The sequence below is a fragment of the Acidovorax sp. SRB_14 genome (assembly GCF_012932145.1).
Lineage (GTDB): Bacteria > Pseudomonadota > Gammaproteobacteria > Burkholderiales > Burkholderiaceae_C > Simplicispira.
Genome location: NZ_MWOK01000003.1, coordinates 152,844 through 172,848 on the forward strand (window position 1 = coordinate 152,844; position 20,005 = coordinate 172,848).

Consider the following 20,005-nt stretch of genomic DNA (forward strand, 5'->3'; position numbering starts at 1 on the left):
GGAAGTGGCGCAGCCGGTCAGGGGTTGTTCCGAATGCTTTCAGGCCAGCTTGCCGTGGCACTGCTTGTATTTTTTGCCGCTGCCGCACGGGCAGGGGTCGTTGCGGCCCACGCGCACGCCGGGCATGGCAGCTTGCGGCGCGCGCAGCGTGCGCTCGTCCACGGTGGTCTCGACCTCGCCGGTTTCGGTGGGCGCACTGTAGGTCACGTTGGCGATGTTCTCGGCGCGCTGGCCCATGTCCTCGGCCGCCTGGTCGAGCTGTGTGGGCGACTGGATCTGCACCGTCATCAAGACCTTGGTCACCTCGTTCTTGACCATGTCGATCAGCTGGCGGAACAGCTCGAAGGCTTCGCGCTTGTATTCCTGCTTGGGCTGCTTTTGCGCATAGCCGCGCAGGTGGATCCCCTGGCGCAGGTAGTCGAGCGCGCTCAGGTGGTCGCGCCAGTTGGAGTCGAAGCTCTGCAGCAGCACGACGCGCTCGAACTGCAGGAAGTTTTCCTGGCCCACCAGCTGCACCTTGGCCTCGAAGGCATCGTGCGCCGCCTTCAGCACCTTCTCGAGGATGTCGTCGTCGGTGATGGACTGCGCGCCTTCGACTTCGCTTTGCAGCGACAGGGACAGCTGCCACTCGTCGGCCAGGGCCTTTTCGAGGGCCGGCAGGTTCCACTGTTCCTCCACCGACTCGGCAGGCACGTGCTGGCGCACCAGGTCGTTGAAGCAGTCCTCGCGCATGGCGGTGATGACGTCGGACAGCTCGGCCGCGTCCAGGATGTCGTTGCGCTGCTGGTAGATGACCTTGCGCTGGTCGTTGGCCACGTCGTCGTATTCGAGCAACTGCTTGCGCACGTCGAAGTTGCGCGCCTCGACCTTGCGCTGCGCCGACTCGATGCTGCGCGTGACGATGCCGGCCTCGATGGCTTCGCCATCGGGCATCTTCAGGCGGTCCATGATGGCCTTGACGCGGTCGCCCGCGAAGATGCGCATCAGCGAGTCGTCGAGGCTCAGGTAAAAGCGCGAGGAGCCCGGGTCGCCCTGGCGGCCCGAACGGCCGCGCAGCTGGTTGTCGATGCGGCGCGACTCGTGGCGCTCGGTGGCGATGATGCGCAGGCCGCCCAGCGCCTTGATCTTCTCGTGGTCCACGGTCCAGGTGGCGCGCAGTTCGGCGATGCGCGCCTGTTGGGCCGCCGCGTCGAGCGCCTCGTCGGCTTCGATGGCCGCCACGTCCTTTTCAATGTTGCCGCCGAGCACGATGTCGGTGCCGCGCCCCGCCATGTTGGTGGCGATCGTGATCATGCCGGCGCGGCCGGCCTGGGCCACGATGTCGGCTTCGCGGGCGTGCTGCTTGGCGTTGAGCACCTGGTGCGGCAGGCCTTCGGTGTTGAGCAGCTGGTCGATGATTTCGGAGTTCTCGATCGAGGTCGTGCCCACCAGCACGGGCTGGCCGCGTTCGTGGCATTCGCGGATGTCCTTGATCGCTGCCTCGTACTTCTCGCGCGTGGTCTTGTAGACGCGGTCGAGCTGGTCGTCGCGCCGGCTCGGGCGGTTGGGCGGGATCACCATGGTCTCCAGACCATAGATTTCCTGGAACTCGTAGGCCTCGGTGTCGGCCGTTCCGGTCATGCCGGCGAGCTTGTTGTAGAGGCGGAAGTAGTTCTGGAACGTGATCGACGCCAGCGTCTGGTTCTCGGCCTGGATTTCGACCCCTTCCTTGGCCTCGACGGCCTGGTGCAGGCCTTCGCTCCAGCGCCGGCCCGACATCAGGCGGCCCGTGAATTCGTCGACGATGACGATCTCTCCGCCCTGCACGACGTAGTGCTGGTCGCGGTGGTACAGGTGGTTGGCCCGCAGCGCCGCGTACAAGTGGTGCATCAAGGTGATGTTGGCCGGGTCGTAGAGCGAAGCGCCCTCGGCAATCAGGCCCTGTGCGGCGAGCACGCGCTCGGCGGTCTCGTGCCCTTGCTCGGTCAGGAACACCTGGTGCGTCTTTTCGTCCAGCGTGAAGTCGCCGGGTTTGGTGACGCCCTCTCCGGTGCGCGGGTCGGCTTCGCCCTCCTGGCGCACCAGCAGCGGAACCACCTTGTTCATCGCGATGTACATCGCGGTGTGGTCTTCGGCCTGGCCGCTGATGATGAGCGGCGTGCGGGCCTCGTCGATCAGGATGGAGTCCACCTCGTCGACGATGGCGTAGTTGAGCTTGCGCTGCACCCGGTCGCGCGACTCGTACACCATGTTGTCGCGCAGGTAGTCGAAGCCGTACTCGTTGTTGGTGCCGTAGGTGATGTCCGAGCCATAGGCGGCCTGCTTTTCCTCGCGCGGCATGTTGGGCAAGTTGATGCCCACCGAAAGGCCGAGGAAGTTGTACAGCCGCCCCATCCATTGCGCATCGCGCCCTGCGAGGTAGTCGTTCACCGTCACCACATGCACGCCTTCGCCCGACAGGGCGTTGAGGTACACCGGCAGCGTGGCGGTGAGCGTCTTGCCCTCGCCGGTGCGCATTTCAGCGATCTTGCCGTAGTGCAGGGCCATGCCCCCCAGCAGCTGCACATCGAAATGGCGCATCTTCATGATCCGCTTGGAGCCTTCACGCACCACGGCGAACGCCTCGGGCAGCAAGTCGTCGAGCGCCTCGCCGCCGGCCACACGGTCCTTGAACTCCTGCGTCTTCGCACGCAAGGCCTCATCACTCAGACCCTCGAGCTCGGGCTCCATCGCGTTGATGCGTGCCACCGTCTTGCGGAATTGCTTGAGGAGCCGGTCGTTGCGGCTGCCGAAAATTTTGGTGAGAAAGTTGGTGGCCATGCGAGCAGGTCCGCCCACCATGCCAAGGCATGCCAAGCGGCCAGAATCCCTAAGAAGAAGTGAGTTCAGTTGGGGCCGTCACCCGGTATTGCAAGTTTGCCAATGCCGGGAGCGCGGGGTCCGGACTGGAGATTTTACCCGGCCGATGCGCCCTGTTACCGGACCCCGTGGCGCGGGTCCCGGAACGTGGCCCGCCCGCACCGAGGCGGCCGCCGCGCATGCGGCGCGTCACCGATAATCAGCGCCATGCTTACCTTCTCGCGCACCGCCGTGCCATGAACCGCCGCCACTATGCCGTCTCGCTGCAGCAGGCCTCGGAAGAAGCGCCCGTGCTGGCCAGGCTCGCGGCCCTGACACGCGACTCCAGCAACCGGCTGCGCGCCATCGAGGCCCTGATTCCCGCCGCACTGCGCCATGCCGTGCAGGCCGGGCCGATCGAGGGAAGCACCTGGTGCCTGTTGGTGAAAGGCAATGCCGCAGCCGCCAAGCTGCGCCAACTGTCGCCTGCACTGCAGGCGCACTTGCGCAGCCGGGGATGGGATGTGACGGCGATCCGCCTGAAGGTCCAAGCCTGAGAGCGCGTGCGCCAGGGCATGAACGGTGGATGCACCGCAAAGAGATGGTGCCGATTGTCGGGATCGAACTGACGACCTACCGCTTACAAGGCGGTTGCTCTACCAACTGAGCTAAATCGGCGAAAGCTGTATTCTAGTATCGAAAAAGGCCCCTCCAGAGGCCATTCCGGGATGCTATTTGACGCGCTTGAGCGCCGGGCGTGCGGCCCCAGACGCGGGCGAGGTGGGACGCGGAGGGGGCTCACTGCCATCGTCGGCAGGCGGCTCGGCGGGCACCAACTGCACCACAGACTCCTCCTGCGGCGCCGCCGCATCTCCGGTCCCCCTCGGCACGGGCGCAAGCGCCGCACCCACACCCGAGAGCATGTCTACCGGTGGAGGAAACGCCATGCCCTGGCCATTTTCCCGCGCGTAAATGGCGATCACCCGGCCCACCGGGACCATGATGTCGCGCGGCTTGCCGCCAAAGCGCGCCTTGAATTCGATGAAATCGTTGCCAAGCTGCAGCCCGCTGGTGGCGTCCATGCCGACGTTGAGAACGATCTCTCCATCCTTCACATACTCCCGTGGCACCTGCACCGAATCGTCCACGCGCACGGCCAGGTACGGCGTGAAGCCATTGTCCGAGCACCATTCGTGCAGAGCCCGGATGAGGTAGGGGCGTGTGCTGGTCGATTCCTGTGCGTTCATGGTAGTGGTGGGTGTGGGCGGCAGGCGGCAGCGGCGCTTACTTGCGCATGACCTTTTCGGACGGCGTCAGTGCTTCGATGTAGGCCGGACGCGAGAAGATGCGCTCTGCATACTTCAGCAGGGGGGCGGCGTTCTTGCTGAGGTCGATGCCGTAGTAGTCGAGGCGCCACAGCAGCGGCGCAATCGCGACGTCCAGCATGGAGAAGTTCTCGCCCAGCATGTACTTGTTCTTGAGAAACACCGGGGCCAGCTGCGTGAGGCGGTCGCGGATGTGTGCACGCGCCTTCTCCAGGGCTTTCTCGTTGCCCTTGGTGGCGCGCGACTCCAGGATGTTCACGTGCACGAACAGCTCTTTCTCGAAGTTCAGCAGAAACAGGCGCACGCGCGCACGGTCCACCGGATCGCCGGGCATGAGCTGCGGGTGCGGAAAGCGTTCGTCGATGTACTCGTTGATGATGTTCGACTCGTACAGGATCAGGTCGCGCTCGACCAGGATGGGCACCTGGCCGTACGGGTTCATCACATTGATGTCTTCGGGCTTGTTGTACAAGTCGACATCGCGGATTTCAAAGTCCATGCCTTTTTCAAATAGCACGAAGCGGCAGCGGTGGGAAAAGGGGCAAGTTGTACCCGAGTAAAGCACCATCATGGCGGGGGACTCCTAAAAATCAAAAGAGTGGAACGCAAATGCGCCCACTCTAGAAAAGATCCGGCAGCGCCCGAAGGCGCAGCGTAGCGGACCCAATTACTTCACGTCTTTCCAGTACGCGGCATTAAGCTTCCAGGCGATCACGGTGGCAAAGCCCAGGAAAATCAAGACCCACACACCGATGCGCACACGGGTGTTCTGGGCAGGCTCGCCCATCCATTGCAGGTAGCCCACCAGGTCACCGACCGCCTGCTCATACTGCAGCGGCGTCATCGCGCCGGGGCCGGTTTGCTGCCAGCCCTTGAACACCTGGCTCGTTTGGCCATGGCTGTCGTGCGCTTCAAAGATCGGCTGGCGTTCGCCTTGCAGCTGCCACAAGGCATGGGGCATGCCCACGCTGGGGAACACCAGATTGTTCCAGCCGGTCGCCTTGGTGTCGTCGCGGTAGAAACTGCGCAGGAAGGTGTAGAGGTAATCCGCTCCCGTGCCGCCGTGGCCAGCGCGCGAGCGCGCGATCACGGTGAGGTCGGGTGGATTCGCGCCGAACCACTGCTTGGCCTGCTTGGGGTCGATGGTCGCCACCATGGTGTCACCGATTTTTTCGGTGGTAAACAGCAGGTTGTCCTTGATCTGCTGCTCATTCAGGCCAATGTCGGTGAGCCGGTTGTAGCGCATGAACGCCGCCGAGTGGCAGCCCACGCAGTAGTTGACGAACAGCTTGGCGCCATTTTGCAGCGCGCCCAGATCGTTGGTCTTGTTGGGCGCCTTGTCCCAGGCAACGGTGTCACCACCGGCTGCATGCACCGCACCGGCGGCCAGCCCCAGGGCCGCGATCATCGTGAGAATGAGTTTTTTCATATTGGTCGTCTCCAGCTCAATGCGCAGCGAAGGTCACGCGGTCAGGCACTGCCTTGGGCTCGCCCAGGCGGCTCCACCACGGCATCAGCAGGAAGAAGCCAAAGTAAAACAGCGTTCCGACCTGCGAGACGCGCTCGCCAATCGGCGACGGTGGCTGCACGCCCAGGTAGGCCAGCACGACGAAATTGACGACAAACACGCCATACAGGTACTTGTGCCAGCTTGGACGGTAGCGAATCGACTTGACCGGGCTGGCGTCGAGCCAGGGCAGGAAGAACAGGATGACGACGGCGCCTCCCATGACCACCACGCCCCAGAATTTGGCGTCGATCGACAGCATCAGCGCCACAACCACCACGGCGGCGGCCACGATAGCACCCTTGAGGAAGCCGGGCAACTTGCCCTTGACCACACCCAGCACAGCACCCAGCAGCACGCAGGCGATCAGCGCGTACATCATTTCGCTCGTGATGGCACGCAGCATCGAGTAGTACGGCGTGAAATACCAGACCGGTGCAATGTGCGCAGGGGTCTTGAGCGGATCGGCCGGGATGAAGTTGTTGTATTCCAGGAAGTAGCCGCCAGCCTCGGGAGCGAAGAAGATCACCGCCGTGAAGGCCATCAGGAACAGGCACACACCCAGGATGTCGTGCACCGTGTAATAGGGGTGGAACGGGATGCCGTCGAGCGGATGGCCTTTGGCGTCCTTGGGCGCGTTGGGGCCCTTGATTTCAATGCCGTCGGGGTTGTTGGAACCCACGTCGTGCAGTGCCAGTAAGTGCGCCACCACCAGGCCCAGCAGCACCAGCGGCACGGCGATGACGTGGAAGCTGAAAAAGCGGTTGAGCGTGGCGTCGCCGACCACATAGTCACCGCGGATCAGCAGGGCCAGGTCGGGGCCGACGAAAGGAATGGCCGAGAACAGGTTCACGATCACCTGGGCGCCCCAGTACGACATCTGGCCCCAGGGCAGCAGGTAACCCATGAAGGCTTCGGCCATGAGCGCCAGGAAAATGGCGCAACCGAAGATCCAGACCAGCTCGCGCGGCTTGCGGTAGCTGCCGTAGATCAGGCCACGGAACATATGCAGGTAGACGACGATGAAGAACGCCGAGGCACCGGTGGAGTGCATGTAGCGGATCAGCCAGCCCCAGGGTACGTCGCGCATGATGTACTCGACCGACTCGAAGGCCTTGGCGGCGTCGGGCTTGTAGTGCATCACCAGGAAGATGCCGGTGACGATCTGGATCACCAGCACCAGCAGGGCGAGCGAACCGAAGATGTACCAGAAGTTGAAGTTCTTCGGGGCGTAGTACTCCGACATGTGGACGCGGTAGGCGTCGAACGCAGTCGGGAAGCGGTTTTCAAACCAGTTCGTCAGCTTGGCGCCGGACGAGGCGTTGGGGGAAATTTCCTTGAATTCAGCCATGGTGCATTTCCTCAGGCTTTCTTGTCGGCGCCGATGAGCAAACGCGTGTCCGTCAGGTACATGTGCGGCGGCACTTCGAGGTTGTCGGGCGAAGGTTTGTTCTTGAAAACGCGTCCGGCCATGTCAAAGGTCGAGCCGTGGCAGGGGCACAGGAAGCCGCCCTTCCAGTCGTCGGGCAGGGAGGTCTGCGCGCCAGGCGCAAACCGATCGGACGGCGAGCAGCCCAGGTGCGGGCAAATGCCCACGGCCACCAGGATCTCGGGTTTGATCGAGCGGTGCTCGTTGCGCGCGTACTCGGGTGTGAATTCAGCCGGGTTGCGCTTGGACTGCGGATCGGCCAACTGGCCATCAAGCTTGGGCAGCTCGGCCAGCTGCTCGGGCGTGCGCTTGACAATCCATACCGGTTTGCCACGCCACTCGACGGTGACTTTTTCACCGGGTTTGAGCGCGGAAATGTCCACTTCGACGGCAGCACCAGCGGCCTTGGCCTTCTCGGAGGGCTGAAAAGTACTCACGAAAGGAACGGCGGTTGCCACGCCGCCCACCGCACCCGCACAGCCGGATGCGATCAGCCACGTCCGTTTGCTGGAGTCGATTGGAGTTTCACTCATGGGAATCCTCGATGAACATCGCTATATTGGAGAGATCAACCTCAAATTGTAGCGGAGTGAAAACTGGCGCCGCCGCAACAGCGCAGCGTTGACAGCCCCACAGGCTGCGCAATACTGCACGCCTCAACATCCGAAAGGGCACACCATGGGAATGGCACAAGAATTCAGGGAGTTCGCGGTCAAGGGCAACGTCATCGACCTGGCGGTGGGTGTCATCATCGGCGGCGCTTTCGGCAAGATCGTGGACTCGGTCGTCGCAGACCTCATCATGCCGGTCGTGGGCCTGGTGTTCGGCAAACTCGACTTCTCCAACCTGTTCGTGGTGCTCGGCTCTGTACCAGCGGGCACGGCCATGACCCTGGATGCGCTCAGGAAGGCCGGCGTTCCGGTCTTTGCCTACGGCAACTTCATCACCGTGGCGGTGAACTTCCTCATCCTGGCGTTCATCATTTTCCTCATGATCAAGCAGGTCAACCGCCTCAAGCGCCAGGCGCCGCCCGTGCCGGTGGTGGTCCTGCCGCCGTCCGAAGACATCGTGCTGCTGCGCGAAATCCGCGACAGCCTGCGGCGCTGAAACAGCCCCATGCGGCTACTGTTTCAGTAGCTTGAAACGCCCGGCGCGCAAGCGTTTCGGGCGTTTTTCTTGCTCAAGCCAGCTCGCGCGCCATGCGCACGGCTTCGATCAGGCTGGACGCATCGGCCACGCCCTGGCCCGCGATGTCGAACGCCGTGCCGTGGTCGGGACTGGTGCGCACCAACGGCAAACCAAGCGTGACGTTCACACCCTTGTCCACGCCCAGGTATTTCACCGGGATCAGGCCCTGGTCGTGGTACATGGCCAGCACCACGTCGAATTCGCCCTGCCGGGCGCTGGTGTGGCGCGCGCGCATGAACACCGTGTCGGGCGCCAGCGGGCCGGTGACATGGAGCCCTTGCGCGCGGGCGGCCGCCACGGCCGGCGCGATGTGCTCGATCTCCTCGCGGCCGAACAGCCCGCCCTCGCCGGCATGCGGGTTCAGCCCCGCCACGGCGATGCGCGGCGCGCGGCCCAGGCTGCGTTGCAGCGCCGCATGCGTGATCTGCAGCGTCTGCAGCACGTTCTCGCACGTCACGGCCTCGAGCGCCGCGCGCAGCGACACATGGATGCTGACCAGCACCGTGCGCAGCTCGTCGCTGGCCAGCATCATGCGCACCGGCATGTCGGCCAGCGCCACACCGCGGTGCGCCGCCGCCTCGGCCTGCAGCAGCTCGGTGTGGCCCGGGTAGTGCACGCCCGCCAGGTGCAGCGCCTCCTTGTGCAGCGGCGCCGTGACCAGGCCGGCGATCTCGCCGCGCAGTGCCGCGCGCGCCGCCCAGACCACGCAGTCGGCCGCGGCGCGCCCGGCCTCGGCACGGACCTGTCCGAACGGTTGCGGCCCCGGCAGCCCGGGCAGTTGCAGCACGGGCAGGCAGCGCGGCGGCACGGCCCAGGCCTCGGCCGGATCGGTGATCAGCGCCACGGGCAGCTCGGGCTCGCCGGGGCGGGCAATGCAGTGCGCAGCGCGGCGCAATGTGGCGAGGTCGCCGACGGCAAAAAAACCACGCAACTCGCTGGGCGCGTCGCGAAAGGCTTTGGCAATGGTCTCGGGGCCGATGCCGGCCGGATCGCCCTGGGTGATGGCAAAAGGGGTCATGCTGGAGGGTGCGGAGAAATTTGGATGAAATCGGCATCAAACGCCCGTCAATAAAGCGTTGTTAGCTATACAAAACGTAGCATCCCTTTGCGCGCCGAACGCACGCGGCGCGGTGCGGTGCCGCTTTCAGGCGGGGTTGTCGATGTCAATGAAGACATGGTCGAGCCCGAACTGCGCCGCCACCTGCGCGGCGACGGCCGGTGCGCCATAGCGCTCGGTTGCATGGTGCCCGGCGGCGATGAAGGCCACGCCCATTTCACGCGCCAGGTGCGCCTGGGGCTCGGAGATTTCGCCGGTGACGAAGGCGTCGGCGCCCGCGGCGATGGCCGCCTCGAAATAGCCCTGCGCGCCGCCCGTGCACCAGGCCACGCGGGTGATGGCCTGGTCGCCCGGCGACACCAGCGTGGCACGCCGCCCCAGCACCTGCTCCACATGCTGCGCCAGGGCCTGTGCGTCGCTGTAGCGCGCACGGGCGACACAGCCCAGGTCCTGTTCGCCAAAGCGCGCATCGGCCACCCAGTCCAGCCGCTTGCCGAGCTGCGCGTTGTTGCCCAGCTCGGGGTGGGCATCGAGCGGCAGGTGGTAGGCAAACAGGTTGATGTCGTGCGCCAGCAGCCGCTGCAGGCGCTGCTTCATCCAGCCCGTCACACGCCCGTCCTGACCGCGCCAGAACAGGCCGTGGTGCACAAACAGGGCATCGGCGCGCGCGCCGATGGCGGCATCGATCAGCGCGCGGCTGGCGGTGACACCGCTGGCGATGCGCGCGATCTCCTTCTTGCCTTCGACCTGCAGGCCGTTGGGGCCGTAGTCCTTGAAGCGTTCGGGTTGCAGCAGGCTGTCGAACGCCTGCAGAAGTTCGGGGCGGGAGATGGGCATGTGGCTATTGTGCTATGTCGTATGGCGCCTTTCCCACCGCCCCCCCGCTGCGGATTACTTGTAGAGCAGCTCCGGCAGCCAAAGCCCGATGGCTGGGAACATGTACAGCAGGACGATGGCGATGATCTGGATGCCCATGAACGGCATCATGCCCGCAAAGATCTGGTTGAGCGTCACATGCTTGGGCGCCACGCCTTTGAGGTAGAAGGCCGACATCGCCACAGGCGGACTCAGGAACGCGGTCTGCAGGTTCAGCGCCACCAACAGGCCGAAGAACAGCGGGTCCACCCCAAAGTTGTCCAGCAACGGAATGAAGATCGGCATGAAAATGACGATGATTTCTGTCCACTCGAGTGGCCAGCCCAGCACGAAGATGATCACCTGGGTCAGCACCAGAAACTCGACCTTGGTCAGGTTCATCCCAAGCACCCATTGCTCGACCAGCGCCTGTCCGCCCAGCAGCGCAAAGGCCGCCGAGAAGATGGCAGAACCGACAAAGAGCCAGCACACCATGGCCGAGGTCTTGGCGGTGAGAAAGACCGACTCTTTCACCATGCTCAGGTTGAGCTGACGGTAGGCCGCCGCAAGGATGAAGCCTCCGAAGGCACCCACCGCAGCCGCCTCCGTCGGCGTCGCCAGGCCAAAGACGATCGAGCCCAGCACGGTCAAGATCATGGCGAGGAGCGGGAAGAACGAGGCCAGCAGCATCTTGAAGATTTCGAGCCGCGCGAAACTGAGCAGTGCGTAGTAGACGGCCAGCACGACGGCACCCACCGCCAGGCCGATCCAGAAGCTGGCCGATGCCGGTTGGGTCGTTGCCACAGGCGGGCTGACGGGGGTCGCCGGCGCTGCGGCTGCGGCCGTTGCCGCAGGCTCTACACCTGTGGCTGCCGCCAGAGCGCCATCGCCGGGCTGCGCCTGACCGCCCTCCGCCGGCGGCTCAGCCAGTCCGCCCTCCGAAGGTGGCTCAGTCAGCCCGCCCTCGGACGGTGGCTCCGCCAGCCCACCGCTTTCACCCGGCGGCTCCTGTACGCCGCCATAGTCGGCATTGGACGGCGCCTCGCTGCCGATCTGCTGCAGTCCGGAACTCGCTGGCAGCGGCTCGATGCTGGTAGCGGTGCGATAGCTGAGTGCGGCGATGACGATGAAAAGCAGCAAGGGCAGCAGCGCGAGGGACAGCTGGCGAAGCAGGTAGGCTCCGGGAACTTCTGTGTTGCGCCGGCCCTTCAGCGCGCCGATCAGTGCAGGCACGGCATGGCGTGCGCCTGTGGCGCCGACGGCGATCAGTTGCGCCGGCAACGGCACCTTGCGCTGCTCGGCGCTGAGCGGAGGCGCCAGGCGGGGCTTGATTTTCGCGACCAGGATGACATACAGGATGTACAAGCCGGCCAGCATCAATCCGGGGAAAAACGCACCGGCGTACAGCTGGACCACCGAGACGCCCGCCGTTGCGCCGTAGACGATCAACAGCACCGAAGGCGGGATCAGAATGCCCAGGCAACCACCGGCCGTGATGACGCCCGCCGACACCCGCACGTCATAGCCGGCGCGCAGCATCGGCGGCAAGGCCAGCAGTCCCATCAGCGTGACGACCGCACCAACGATGCCTGTGGCGGTCGCGAACAGGGCGCAGGTCACCAGGGTCGCGACGGCGAGCGAGCCGGGGACGCGTGCGAGCATGAGGTGCAAGCTGGTGAACAGCTTTTCGATCAGGTTGGCGCGCTCGACCAGATAGCCCATGAAGACGAACAACGGGATGGCGATCAGCACGTCGCTGGCCATCACCGAGAAAGCGCGCTGCACCATCAGGTCGAGCGTCTGGTGCATCGCGCCCTCAATCGTCTGGCCGCCTGAATGGTATGCAAAAAACGCGAACAGTATCCCCATCCCCATCAGCGTGAATGCGGTGGGGAAACCCAGCATGATGGCCACCACCACCAGCGAGAGCATCAGCAGGCCGATGTGGCCGTTGGTGAGCACCGGGGCGCTGATCAGCATGTACAGGGCCCCGGCGATGATGATTGCCATCAGCCCAAAGCCGAACCACAGTTCCTTGCGGATCATCATTACGCACCCTCCTGGCGTTGTGCGAGCGGTACGTATTTAGCGACGTCGTTCACGTTGGCGTCTTTGGCGTGCACCATTTCCTTGAGCTTGTCGACGTCCACTTCTTCGACGTCTTCCTCGCGGGCGGGCCAGACGCCATCGCGCAGGCACAGGACGCAACGCACGATCTCGACCAGACCCTGCAGCAGCAGCACAGCGCCGGCCACGGGAATCACGAACTTAAACGGGTAGACCGGGATCGGGTCGGCATTGAAGGTCTGCTCACGCATGGCCAGCGACTCGTGGGCGTAGGTCCATCCAGCCCAGGTGAGCGCCACGATGCCGGGCAGGAAGAACACGATATAGAGCGCCAGATCCAGGGTGGCCTGCGTGCGCGGCCGGAAGAAGCCGTACAGCACGTCGCCGCGCACATGGCCGCCCTTGGCCAGCGTGTACGCGCCTGCACACATGAACAGGGTTCCGTACAGCATGATCTGTGCATCCAGCACCCACGCATGGGGTTGGTTCAGAACATAGCGGGAGAACACTTCCGCCGTGATAAGAAAGGTGAGCCCGACCACGGTCCAGGCCGTGGCCTTGCCGAACCAGGTGGAAAAGCTGTCCACAGCCAAAAGAAATCGTTGCATCAAAAATCCTTGGTCGAACATAAAAAAAGGCGCCGAACATCCGGCGCCTTTCCCTCCTAATGCGGCTCAGCTCTTCTTGGCCGGTGCGTTGCGGCCGAAGTAGTGGTTGTAGGCCATCTTGAAGTCGACCGAGTAGTCGTTCTGCCACTGGCCGGCGCGCTGTGCAAAGGCCTTCTGCGAATCGAGCACTTTCTGGAACAGCGGGTTCTCCTTGGCCTTCTTTTCAATGGTCCTGTCCCAGGCGGCGAGCTGGTCGCGCAGGATCGAATCGGGCGTCTTGTAGAACTTCACACCGGCCTTTTTCAGCTCGATGTAGTCCAGCGAGTTGCGCTCGATGGCCTTCCAGCTCATGTCGGCGCTGGCCGCTTGCACGCCATAGTCGATGATGGCTTTGAGTTCCGCCGGCAACGCCTTGTACTTGGCGCCGTTGAACAGGATTTCGAACTGCTCGCCGCTCTGGTGAAAGCTTTGCAGCATGCAGTTCTTGGCCACGTCCGGAAAGCCGAGCACGCGGTCGCTGGAGGCGTTGTTGAACTCGGCAGCGTCAATCAGGCCACGGTCCAGCGCCGGGACAATCTCGCCGCCGGGCAGTGGATTCACCGCCACCCCCATGTCGGTGAACACATCGACGGCGAGACCCACGGTGCGGAACTTCAGGCCCTTCATGTCGGAAGACTTGGCGACCGGCTTCTTGAACCAGCCCAGCGGCTGGGTGGGCATGGGGCCGTAGAGGTAGGACACGACGTCCATGTTCAGGCTCTTGTAGATTTCATCAAGCAGCGCCTTGCCGCCGCCGTAGTTGTGCCAGGCGAGCACCATGTTCGGGTCCATGCCGTAGGCGGGGCCGGACCCCCACAGCGCCAGGGCGGCGTTTTTCCCGTAGTGGTAGGCCACCACACCGTGACCGCCGTCGAGCGTGCCCTTGTTGACCGCTTCAAGCAACTGGAACGCCGGAACCACGGCGCCGGCAGGAAGCACCTCGATCTTCAGGCGCCCGCCGGCCATGTCGTTGATCTTCTTGCCAAAATCCTGCGCGTATTCGTGGAAGATGTCCTTGGACGGCCAGGTACTTTGGAAGCGCAGCGTGGTGGTCTGGGCGGTAGCGACCATGGGTGCCGACATGGCGCCTGCTGCCACGGCGGCACCCTTGAGCAGGCTGCGGCGGCGCGGTGTGTTGCTGTGTGTCATTGGTGTCTCCGTAATGTTGAATGCAATCTAACGTTGCAATTTCATTGTCGGCAACGGTCCCGGCAACACCACAGGGTTTACACCATGCACGTTCCGGGGACTCCGTTGAGGGCGCAGGAACAGGCTGAGAAGACACGGTTTTGCAAGGAATGCGGGCGTTCAGCGACAATCCACGATGCCCTTGCGTGCCATGCGCATGCGCAGCCCAAAGCCCTTTGTTTCCGACCCAAACACCATCATGAAGCGCACTTGGCTCCTCTTTTCACAGGCCGTGACCGTACTGGTTGCCGCCTATTTCGTCGTCGCCACGCTCCAGCCCAGCTGGCTGCAGCGCGGCGCTACGCTGTCGGGCGCGGGCATTGCGCTGATTGAGGCACCGCCGTCCAACGCCGCGCAGCCCGCGCCGGGCAGCTTCAGCGTGGCCGCGCGCAAGGCGGCGCCGGCAGTGGTCAGCATCAACACCAGCAAGGCGGCGGTGCGCAACCCGCGCAGCAACGACCCTTGGTTCCAGTTCTTCTTTGGCGACCAAGACAACCAGCCGCAGGCAGGGCTGGGCAGCGGCGTGATCATCAGCCCCGACGGCTACATCCTGACCAACAACCACGTCGTCGAGGGTGCCGACGAGATCGCGGTCACGCTCACCGACAGCCGTCACGCCCGCGCCCGCGTGATTGGCACCGACCCCGAGACCGACCTGGCCATCCTGAAGGTCGAGCTCGACAAGCTGCCGGTGATCGCGCTGGGCAACTCGGACGAGCTGGCCGTGGGCGACCATGTGCTGGCGATCGGCAACCCGTTTGGCGTGGGCCAGACGGTGACCAGCGGCATCGTCAGCGCCCTGGGCCGCAGCCAGCTGGGCATCAACACGTTCGAGAATTTCATCCAGACCGACGCGGCCATCAACCCCGGCAACTCGGGCGGCGCGCTGGTTGATGTGTACGGCAACCTGCAGGGCATCAACACCGCCATCTACTCGCGCTCGGGCGGCAGCATGGGCATCGGCTTTGCCATTCCCGTGTCCACGGCCAAGATGGTGCTCGACGGCATTGTCAAGGACGGTCAGGTCACGCGCGGCTGGATCGGCGTGGAGCCCAGCGAACTCTCGCCCGAACTGGCCGAAACCTTTGGCGTCAAGGCCACCGAGGGCGTGATCGTCACCGGCGTGCTGCAGGGCGGCCCGGGCGCACAGGCCGGCATGCGCCCTGGCGACGTGATCTTGCGCGTCGGCGACAAAGCCATCACCAGCGTGCCCGCGCTGCTCAGCACCGTGGCTGCGCTCAAACCGGGCGCGCCAGCCAACTTCCAGGTGCTGCGCGGCGAGCGCACGCTCAACCTGGGCGTCACGCCCGGCCTGCGGCCCAAGCCGCCGCGCGCCCTCCTGCAGCGCTGACCAAGGCTGCGGCAGCGCAGCCCCAGACGCTATAAAAAACATAGCTTCCAGCGCTTACCCATAGGGCGCTGGAAGCCATTTTTATGCAAAACCCGTCAGGACGACGCCGGCTGGTCCGCGTCTTCGGGCGCCTTGGTGTGCTTGATGAAAATCTGTGCCGCCCAGATGCCCAGCTCGTACAACAGGCACATGGGTATGGCCAGCGCCAGCTGCGACACCACATCGGGCGGCGTCACGATGGCTGCGATGATGAACGCCAGCACGATGAAGTAGCCGCGAAAGTGCTTGAGCTTCTCGACACTGACCAGCCCCATGCGCGCCAGCACGACCACCACAATGGGCACCTCGAACGCCAGTCCGAACGCCAGGAACATGGTCAGCACAAAGCTGAGGTAGGCCTCGATGTCAGGTGCTGCCGTGATGCTCTTGGGCGCAAAGCTCTGGATGAAACTAAACACCTGGCCGAACACGAAAAAGTAGCAAAAGCACACGCCGATGAAGAACAGCACGGTGCTGGACACCACCAGCGGCATCACCAGCTTTTTTTCGTGCGAATACAGGCCCGGCGCCACAAACGCCCAGACCTGCCACAGCACAAACGGCAGCGCCAGCAGGAAGGCCGCCATCAGCAGGATCTTGAGGGGCACCATGAAAGGCGAAATCACCGAGGTGGCGATCAGCGTGGCCCCCTTGGGCAGGTGCGCCACCAGCGGCGCCGCCAGCAGGTCGTAGAGCGCGCCGGGGCCGGGGTAGAAGAACAGCAGCGCGGCGGCAATGCCCACGGCAATGGAGGCCTTGACCAGGCGGTCGCGCAACTCCATGAGGTGCTGCACAAACGGCTGCTCGGTGCCGGCCAGCTCGTCGTCTTGGGATGGAATATCGGACATGTTGAGGTGCTGCGGGCCCTAGGCCCGCACAGGCTGCGCAATGCGCCGCAGCATCAATGGAATTTCTGCGGCCGGTAGCGCGCCACGCGCGCCGCGCCCGACAGGGCCTTGGTGCGAACACCGTTGCGCGACTTGTACCACTGCGGCATCGCGCCGCGCTTGAGGCGCCAGTTCTTGCCGGGGTGGCGGTAGGCCGGCACCAGCGCACGGCCCAGATCGTCCAACCCGGACGCCGACGCGTCGGCCGTGTGCGTGGTCTCGGCCCAGTCCTTTTCGAATTCTTTGGCGCTGGTGTGGATGGACTGTTCGACGTCTCGCGCCGCACCCTCCACCGTGTCCTTCATCTTCTTGAGCTCGTCGAGCTCCATGGAACGATTGACCTCGGCCTTGACGTCGGACACATAGCGCTGCGCCTTGCCGAGCAAGGTGCCCACGGTGCGCGCCACGCGCGGCAGCTTCTCGGGCCCGATGACGATGAGTGCCACCGCGCCGATCAGCGCCATTTTGGACAGGCCGATATCAATCATGCGTGCACGCGCTCAACGACTCAGCTCTTTTGCTTGGCTTCGACATCAATGGTGGTCTTGTCGGTCGCGGCCTGGTTGGCGACCTGGCCCGCGGGGGGCGTGGCAGCGGTGGCGTCGGCCGAGCCGTCCTTCATGCCGTCCTTGAAACCTTTGACGGCGCCGCCCAGATCAGAACCCATGTTCTTGAGCTTCTTGGTGCCAAACACCATAACGACGATCAGCAGCACGATCAGCCAGTGCCAGATGGAAAACGAGCCCATGAAATATCTCCTAAGGAATGCGGTTCATTTTAGACGGCGGATATGACCAAAGGGTATTCACCCTGCCACATCCATGGCGCGGCCCGTCAGCCGCGCAACCAGGGGCGCGGCCCGCCCATGACGTGCAGGTGCAGGTGGTGCACTTCCTGGCCCCCTTCAAGGCCGGTATTTACCACGATGCGGAACCCCCCCTCGGGATAGGGCCTGCACCCCTGCTCCAGCGCCAGGCGCGGCGCCAGGGCCATCATGCGCCCCAGCAGCCCCGCATGTGCGGGCTCGGTCTGTGCCATGGACGGCAGGTGGAGCTTGGGCACCATCAGGAAATGCACCGGCGCCCACGGATGGATGTCATGGAACGCGAAGATCTCCCCGTCTTCATAGACTTTTCGGGAGGGAATCTGGCCTGCAATGATTTTGCAGAAGAGGCAGTCAGGGTCGTGCATGGTCAAACAAAAAAGCGGCAGTGCAACACCGCCGTTACAGGATCAGAAGGGATGGTGGTGGGCGAGATCCAGGGTCGCACGCACGCCCAGGTCTTTGCGGTGGGCGTGCAGCCACTTCTGGCCCGCCGCACGACCGAGTTCGAACAGCTGGCGCACAAAGGCCAGGTCGGCGCGCGATTTGCTGGTCGCACCAAAACCCGCCAACTCCGTGCCCCCGTCGATGCGGTGCATGCGCACGTCCTTGTAGCGGCCGGGGTCCAGCTTGCCTTCAGCGAGCAGGCGGCGCACGAATTCGATGGCCCGCAACTCTGCCAGCAGGCTGGCATTGAAGGTGACTTCGTTCAAGCGCTCCATGATTTCGGGCACGGTATTGGGCACGCTCAAGTGCTCGATCGGATTGATCTGCACCAGCAAGATGTCGCTGCAGTCGGTCTGGTAGATCAAGGGGTAGAGCGCCGGGTTGCCGGAATAGCCTCCGTCCCAATAGGGTTCGCCCCCGATTTCGACCGCCTTGAACACCAGCGGCAGGCAGGCCGAGGCCATCACCACATCGACGCTCAGGTGTGCACCCGAGAAAATCTCGCCGCGCCCGGTGCGCACATTGGTCGCGCAGACAAACAGCTTGGGCCCAGCCTTGGCGGACGCCAGCAGATCGAAGTCCACCTCCTGCTCCAGCAGCTTGCGCAGCGGATTGATGTTCATTGGGTTGCTCTGCGCCGGTGCCAGCCAGGGCGTCAGGTTCGCCAGCGAAGGAAAGACCTGCGCCAGCGGCGCGCCCCACATCAGGCTGCCCATGGTGCCCACGCCCTCCCACAGCCGCGTGAGCGTGGCGCGCGCCAGCGCCGCGCCGGCCGCGCGCGCTTCTGCGGGGTCCTTGTGCTGCTGCGCCGCCTGCGCAAAACCGTGGGCCAGGGCCACCGCGTTCATGGCGCCGGCACTGGTGCCGCTGATGCCGTCAAAATCCAGCTGACCGTCTTCGAGCAGCGCGTCCAGCACGCCCCAGGTCAGCGCGCCATGCGAGCCGCCGCCTTGCAGGGCCAGGTTGAGGCGCTGGGTGGCGCGGGGCTCAGGCATCGACCGCCTGGTTCTTGTTCATGGCCACCATACCGCGCACGATGCGGTAGAGGAACCAGACCGAGATCAGGCCCCAGGCGATCCACCCCGGCAGGAAGAACAGCAGCCACAACGGCGCAGTGACGACGTAGAGCACGCCGGCCCACAGCACGCTGCGGATGCGCCACGAGAAATGGCTGGCCTGCCAGGTGCTTTGGGCATCGCCGCGCTTGACGAGATCGATCACCAGCGCAATCAGCAGCAGCGCCACGCTCGGCTGCGCCGAAGGGAGCACCGCGCCCACGGCCACCACCAAGTGCAGCACGTAGCTCACCCAGCCCCAGGCCTTGAGTCCCTCGGCCCTCTGGGCGTCCGTTTGCACATCAATGATGTCGTTCATGGCTTGGCCCCTTCCTGCACTGCGCGCGCAACCGCCTTGCGCAAGGCTTTTTCCTCGATGCCGCTGGTGCCTTCGCGGCGCTCCAGCTCGGCAATCACGTCGGCGGGGGCCAGGCCATAGTGCGCCAGCGCGATCATCGAGTGAAACCACAGGTCGGCGACTTCGTAGAGCAGCTTCCCCGGATCGGCCCCATGGTCCACATCCTTGGCGGCCATGACCACTTCGGTGGCCTCTTCGCCAATTTTCTTCAAAAAGGCGTCTGGCCCCTTGTGCAGCAGGCGGGCCACATAGCTCTTGTCGGGGTCGCCGCCATTGGCGGCCTTGCGGCTCTCAATGATGGCCGCCAGGCGCGCCAGCGCGTCGTGCGAGTGCGTCGCAGAAAGTGGAGAAGTGCTCATGGGCATCACTTGTAGATGGATTGCGGGTCTTTCAAGACCGGTTCGCTGGCCCGCCAAGCGCCGTCGCGCAGAACGCTGAAGAAGCAGCTGTGGCGCCCCGTATGGCACGCGATGCCCGGCGTGTGGCCTTGCTGCGTGACCAGGAGCAAGACCACGTCGTTGTCGCAGTCGATGCGGATCTCGTGCACGGTCTGCACGTGGCCCGACTCCTCGCCCTTGAACCACAAGCGCTGGCGCGAGCGGCTGAAATACACGGCGCGCCCCAGCTCGGCCGTCTTTTGCAGCGCCTCGCGGTCCATCCAGGCGAACATCAGCACGTCTTTCGTGCCTTTTTCCTGAGCGATCACGGGCACCAGCCCCTGCGCGTCCCACTTCACTTCATTGAGCCAGTTCATGCAGAGGATTGTCGGTGATTTGCGCCGCCGGCACCGGCGTGCATGAACCCTGCCACTTCTGCTCCTATTGCAGCCAATTAGATGGCAATTTACCGACAATTTGTTGACGTTTGGGGAAAACACTACGTTCGTTCAACCCCTTCGGAAGTACAGTCAGACTGCGCCAACGCATTGCCTCATCCGCACCCCAATGAACCGCCCTGCCCCCTGG

Annotated in this window: 22 protein-coding genes and 1 tRNA gene; 3 read left to right on the forward strand and 20 right to left on the reverse strand. The window is 64.2% G+C overall.

Annotation, left to right across the window (positions count from 1 at the left end; genetic code table 11):
- Nucleotides 1–39: 39 nt before the first annotated feature.
- The gene (secA, locus tag B2J86_RS03805; protein WP_173024756.1) at nt 40–2,799 is read right to left on the reverse strand and encodes a preprotein translocase subunit SecA; all 2,760 of its coding nucleotides are present in this window, start codon (nt 2,797–2,799) and stop codon (nt 40–42) included.
- Between the two features lie 275 nt (nt 2,800–3,074).
- Here secA and B2J86_RS03810 point away from each other — a divergent pair, with 275 nt between their 5' ends.
- The gene (locus tag B2J86_RS03810; RefSeq protein ID WP_169167738.1) at nt 3,075–3,374 is read left to right on the forward strand and encodes a DciA family protein; all 300 of its coding nucleotides are present in this window, start codon (nt 3,075–3,077) and stop codon (nt 3,372–3,374) included.
- A 45-nt stretch (nt 3,375–3,419) separates the two neighbouring features.
- Here B2J86_RS03810 and B2J86_RS03815 read toward each other — a convergent pair.
- From B2J86_RS03815 to petA, 6 genes are all read right to left on the reverse strand, one after another.
- Nucleotides 3,420–3,495 (reverse strand) — tRNA-Thr (locus tag B2J86_RS03815).
- Between the two features lie 53 nt (nt 3,496–3,548).
- Entirely contained in the window at nt 3,549–4,064 is a 516-nt protein-coding gene (locus B2J86_RS03820; protein ID WP_173024757.1) for a ClpXP protease specificity-enhancing factor, read from the reverse strand.
- Nucleotides 4,065–4,101: 37 nt separating this feature from the next.
- Entirely contained in the window at nt 4,102–4,713 is a 612-nt protein-coding gene (locus tag B2J86_RS03825; protein WP_056668591.1) for a glutathione S-transferase N-terminal domain-containing protein, read from the reverse strand.
- Nucleotides 4,714–4,809: 96 nt separating this feature from the next.
- The gene (locus B2J86_RS03830) at nt 4,810–5,571 is read right to left on the reverse strand and encodes a cytochrome c1 (protein ID WP_169167740.1); all 762 of its coding nucleotides are present in this window, start codon (nt 5,569–5,571) and stop codon (nt 4,810–4,812) included.
- A gap of 16 nt (nt 5,572–5,587) precedes the next feature.
- A complete protein-coding gene (locus B2J86_RS03835; RefSeq protein WP_169167741.1) occupies nt 5,588–7,000 on the reverse strand; it encodes a cytochrome bc complex cytochrome b subunit in 1,413 nt (470 codons plus the stop codon).
- A gap of 11 nt (nt 7,001–7,011) precedes the next feature.
- A complete protein-coding gene (gene petA, locus B2J86_RS03840) occupies nt 7,012–7,611 on the reverse strand; it encodes a ubiquinol-cytochrome c reductase iron-sulfur subunit (protein ID WP_169167742.1) in 600 nt (199 codons plus the stop codon).
- A gap of 145 nt (nt 7,612–7,756) precedes the next feature.
- On the opposite strand from petA, the gene mscL reads away from it, so the two are divergent.
- Entirely contained in the window at nt 7,757–8,185 is a 429-nt protein-coding gene (gene mscL, locus B2J86_RS03845) for a large conductance mechanosensitive channel protein MscL (protein WP_169167743.1), read from the forward strand.
- Between the two features lie 73 nt (nt 8,186–8,258).
- Here mscL and pdxA read toward each other — a convergent pair whose 3' ends face one another.
- The 5 genes from pdxA to B2J86_RS03870 all read right to left on the reverse strand — a co-directional run bounded on the left by pdxA (nt 8,259) and on the right by B2J86_RS03870 (nt 14,041).
- On the reverse strand, nt 8,259–9,284 hold the full coding sequence (gene pdxA, locus B2J86_RS03850; RefSeq protein ID WP_173024758.1) for a 4-hydroxythreonine-4-phosphate dehydrogenase PdxA: 1,026 nt from the start codon (nt 9,282–9,284) through the stop codon (nt 8,259–8,261).
- Nucleotides 9,285–9,410: 126 nt separating this feature from the next.
- Entirely contained in the window at nt 9,411–10,160 is a 750-nt protein-coding gene (locus B2J86_RS03855) for a Nif3-like dinuclear metal center hexameric protein (protein ID WP_173024759.1), read from the reverse strand.
- Between the two features lie 54 nt (nt 10,161–10,214).
- Nucleotides 10,215–12,227: a TRAP transporter large permease subunit gene (locus B2J86_RS03860; protein WP_173024760.1), complete on the reverse strand. Its 2,013-nt coding sequence runs from the start codon at nt 12,225–12,227 to the stop codon at nt 10,215–10,217.
- The gene (locus B2J86_RS03865; protein ID WP_169167747.1) at nt 12,227–12,853 is read right to left on the reverse strand and encodes a TRAP transporter small permease subunit; all 627 of its coding nucleotides are present in this window, start codon (nt 12,851–12,853) and stop codon (nt 12,227–12,229) included. The genes B2J86_RS03860 and B2J86_RS03865 overlap by 1 nt, the downstream gene beginning before the upstream one ends.
- A gap of 66 nt (nt 12,854–12,919) precedes the next feature.
- Entirely contained in the window at nt 12,920–14,041 is a 1,122-nt protein-coding gene (locus tag B2J86_RS03870) for a TRAP transporter substrate-binding protein (RefSeq protein ID WP_169167748.1), read from the reverse strand.
- 238 nt (nt 14,042–14,279) lie between these two features.
- Here B2J86_RS03870 and B2J86_RS03875 point away from each other — a divergent pair, with 238 nt between their 5' ends.
- A complete protein-coding gene (locus B2J86_RS03875; RefSeq protein WP_169633947.1) occupies nt 14,280–15,431 on the forward strand; it encodes a trypsin-like peptidase domain-containing protein in 1,152 nt (383 codons plus the stop codon).
- A 95-nt stretch (nt 15,432–15,526) separates the two neighbouring features.
- Here B2J86_RS03875 and tatC read toward each other — a convergent pair whose 3' ends face one another.
- From tatC to hisI, 8 genes are all read right to left on the reverse strand, one after another.
- Complete coding sequence (tatC, locus tag B2J86_RS03880) at nt 15,527–16,318, reverse strand: twin-arginine translocase subunit TatC (RefSeq protein ID WP_169167750.1); 792 nt, start codon at nt 16,316–16,318, stop codon at nt 15,527–15,529.
- A 53-nt stretch (nt 16,319–16,371) separates the two neighbouring features.
- Nucleotides 16,372–16,845: a Sec-independent protein translocase protein TatB gene (gene tatB / locus B2J86_RS03885; protein ID WP_169167751.1), complete on the reverse strand. Its 474-nt coding sequence runs from the start codon at nt 16,843–16,845 to the stop codon at nt 16,372–16,374.
- A 20-nt stretch (nt 16,846–16,865) separates the two neighbouring features.
- Complete coding sequence (tatA, locus tag B2J86_RS03890; protein WP_169167752.1) at nt 16,866–17,105, reverse strand: Sec-independent protein translocase subunit TatA; 240 nt, start codon at nt 17,103–17,105, stop codon at nt 16,866–16,868.
- Between the two features lie 86 nt (nt 17,106–17,191).
- On the reverse strand, nt 17,192–17,548 hold the full coding sequence (locus B2J86_RS03895) for a histidine triad nucleotide-binding protein (RefSeq protein WP_169167753.1): 357 nt from the start codon (nt 17,546–17,548) through the stop codon (nt 17,192–17,194).
- A gap of 42 nt (nt 17,549–17,590) precedes the next feature.
- Nucleotides 17,591–18,622 (reverse strand): patatin-like phospholipase family protein, encoded by a 1,032-nt coding sequence (locus B2J86_RS03900; RefSeq protein ID WP_169167754.1) that lies wholly within the window; start codon nt 18,620–18,622, stop codon nt 17,591–17,593.
- Nucleotides 18,615–19,001, reverse strand: coding sequence for a hypothetical protein (locus tag B2J86_RS03905; protein ID WP_169167755.1), 387 nt, complete (start codon nt 18,999–19,001; stop codon nt 18,615–18,617). The genes B2J86_RS03900 and B2J86_RS03905 overlap by 8 nt, the downstream gene beginning before the upstream one ends.
- The gene (locus B2J86_RS03910) at nt 18,998–19,399 is read right to left on the reverse strand and encodes a phosphoribosyl-ATP diphosphatase (protein WP_169167756.1); all 402 of its coding nucleotides are present in this window, start codon (nt 19,397–19,399) and stop codon (nt 18,998–19,000) included. Before B2J86_RS03910 ends, B2J86_RS03905 begins: the two co-directional genes overlap by 4 nt.
- A gap of 5 nt (nt 19,400–19,404) precedes the next feature.
- A complete protein-coding gene (hisI, locus tag B2J86_RS03915) occupies nt 19,405–19,794 on the reverse strand; it encodes a phosphoribosyl-AMP cyclohydrolase (RefSeq protein ID WP_216842292.1) in 390 nt (129 codons plus the stop codon).
- Between the last annotated feature and the right edge of the window lie 211 nt (nt 19,795–20,005).